Raw genomic sequence first — 2741 nt, forward strand, 5'->3', positions numbered from 1 at the left:
GGGGTAGGCCGACACGCCGTGCTCGCGCGCGGCGGCCGTGATCGCGGCCAGGAACCCGCGGTCGCCCGGGCCGTGCACGGACGGGGCGAAGCGGACGCTCAGCACCCGGACGCCCTTCTCCGCGTACTCGAGGGCGAGGTTCTCGGCCCCGCCGCGGTGCGAGCCCGGGCCAACCTCGGGGGAGACGTCGGCCTCCGTCGCGGGCCGTCCCTGCACCAGGCCCGAGAGCCCGGCGGCGAGGGCGAACGGCCGGTCGGTGCCCACGAGTGCTTCGGCGAGCGTCTCGACCGCGGCCCGCTCGGCCCGGTTGCTCTCCGCCGGGTTGCCCCAGTCGTGCTTGTTGGCGAGGTGGACGACGGCCTGCGCGTCGAGCGCGGCGTCGCGGAGCCCGGCCAGGTCGTCGAGGTCTCCACGCCGGACCCGCGCGCCCTTCTTGCCGAGCGCGAGCGCGGCGGCGTCCGAGCGGGCGAGCCCGGTGACCTCGTGCCCGGCGCCGAGAAGCTCGTCGACGACGGCCGAGCCGATCCAGCCGGTCGCGCCGGTGACGAACACGTGCATTCTGCTGCTCCTTCTTCGGATTCTCTGGTCGAGATCGAAGTTAGGAGCCGTGGGGGTGCTCGTGCCACGCAACTTCGGCAAGTGGTACTTGCTTTGGGTGCAACTCTCAACGTCCGACTTCGACGTCGTCGAGGACGCCGAGTGCGTCGGGGACGAGCACAGCGGCGGAGTGGTAAGCGGAGACGAGGTAAGAGGTGACCGCGCGGTCCCCGGTGCCCATCAGCCGGACGTTCACCCCGGGCTGGTATTCGTCCGGGAGTTGCTTGGGGCGTAACCCGATCACGCCGGCGTCGTCTTCGCCGGTGCGCATCGCCAGGATCGACGTGGTCCCGGCCTCGGTGACCGGGATTTTGTCGCACGGCAGGATGGGGACGCCGCGCCAGGCGTTGACCCGTTTCCCGTCCAGCACGGTGGTGTCGGGGTAGATGTGGTGGGCGGTGCAGGCCCGTCCGAACGCGGCGATCGCCCGCGGATGGGCGAGGAAGAACTTGGTTTTCCGTCGTCGGCAGAGCAGATCGTCCATGTCCAGCGGGGTGGGTGGGCCGCTGCGGGTGGTGAGCCGGTGTTTCAGCCCGGCGTTGTGGAGGAGTCCGAAGTCGGTGTTGTTGATCAGGTCGTGTTCTTGCCGTTCCCGCAACGCCTCCACCGTCAGCCGGAGTTGCTGGTCGAGCTGGTTGTGGGGGGTGTTGTAGAGGTCGGTGACGCGGTTGTGGGTGTGCAGCACGGTTTGGGCGACGGCGAGTTCGTATTCCCGCGGTGCGGGGTCGTAGTCGACATAAGTGCCCGCGAGCAGGGGTTCGCCGTCGTGCCCGGCGGACAGGTCGATGCTCGCTTCCCCCTTGCTGTTCTGCGGTTTCACCGGCCGGGCCGCGGCCTCGGCCACATGGGTGCGCAGGGAGTCGAGACGCCCGTTGAGGCGGGCGTAGGTGGCGGCGGGCAACACGAGGGTGGTGACGCGGGTGGCGGCGCGGGCGGTGTGGTCCCAGGTGGCGTCGTCACGGGTGAGCAGCTCGGCGCCGAGGTGGTCGCCGTCGGTGACGGTGGCGAGGGCGGTGTCGTCGCCGTAGGGGCCGGTGCGGTGGCGGGTGACTTTGCCGTGCGCGACGAGGATCAGGGTGTCCAGCGGGGTGTTTTCGGTGTGCAGGGTGGCGCCGGGGTCGTATTCGCGTTGCTCGAACGCCTCCGCCAAGGCACTCAACGCTGCTTCGTCGGTGAAGTCGCGTAGGAGGGCGAGTTCGGTGAGTTCGGCGGGGACGACGTGGACGCGGGTGCCGGTGGTGTAGAAGGAGAGTTTGCCGTCGCCGAGGGTGTAGGTGAGGCGCCGGTTGACCCGGTAGGACCCGGCGGGGACGTCGACCCAGGGGAGCTGGGTGAGTAGCCAGCGGGGGGTGATGCCCCGCATCTGGGGGCGGGTTTTGGTGGTGGTGGCCAGGGTCCGCGCGGCGGCGGTCCCGAGGGACAGCTGCGCCGCGGCGGGTTCCTCGATGATCGTCACCGGGTCAGCTTTCCCGGCCGAGTTCGACGCTTTCCAGCACGGCGAGGGCGTCGGGGACGAGGACGGCGGCGGAGTAGTAGGCGGAGACGAGGTAGGAGATGATGGCCTGCTCGCTGATGCCCATGAACCGCACGTTCAGGCCCGGCTGGTATTCGTCCGGGAGCCCGGTCTGGTGCAGTCCGATCACGCCTTGGGCTTGTTCGCCGGTGCGCATCAGCAGGATGGAGCTGGTGCGGGTGTCGGAGACGGGGATTTTGTTGCAGGGCAGGATCGGGACGCCGCGCCAGGCGGGGACCTGGTGGCCGCCGAGGTCGACGGAGGTCGGGTAGATGCCGGCTTTGGTGCATTCGCGGCCGAACGCGGCGATGGTGGTGGGGTGGGCGAGGAAGAAGGCGGGGTCTTTCCAGACGAGGGTGAGTAGTTCGTCGAGGTCGTCGGGGGTGGGTGGGCCGGTGCGGGTGGGGATGCGCTGGGCGAAGTCGGCGTTGTGCAGGAGCCCGAAGTCGGTGTTGTTGACCAGTTCGTGTTCCTGGCGTTCCCGGAGGGCTTCGATGGTGAGGCGGAGTTGCTGTTCGGTCTGGTTGTGGGGGGTGTTGTAGAGGTCGGCGACGCGGGAGTGCACGCGTAGGACGGTCTGGGCGACGGAGAGTTCGTATTCGCGGGGTTGGGTGTCGTAGTCGACGAAGGT

The 2741-nt window shown here is 69.6% G+C and carries 3 protein-coding genes; all 3 read right to left on the reverse strand.

From position 1 onward, the window contains the following. The coding region (locus G3I65_RS53375) for an NAD-dependent epimerase/dehydratase family protein (protein ID WP_160703914.1) at positions 1-558 on the reverse strand (558 nt) is incomplete at its 3' end. Between the two features lie 106 nt (positions 559-664). After that, positions 665-2053, reverse strand: coding sequence for a family 2B encapsulin nanocompartment shell protein (locus tag G3I65_RS53380; RefSeq protein ID WP_160703915.1), 1389 nt, complete (start codon positions 2051-2053; stop codon positions 665-667). A 4-nt stretch (positions 2054-2057) separates the two neighbouring features. Continuing rightward, the coding region (locus G3I65_RS53385) for a family 2B encapsulin nanocompartment shell protein (protein WP_275940202.1) at positions 2058-2741 on the reverse strand (684 nt) is incomplete at its 5' end.

Origin of the sequence: Amycolatopsis sp. SID8362, assembly GCF_010550475.1 — a bacterium.
GTDB lineage: Bacteria > Actinomycetota > Actinomycetes > Mycobacteriales > Pseudonocardiaceae > Amycolatopsis > Amycolatopsis eburnea.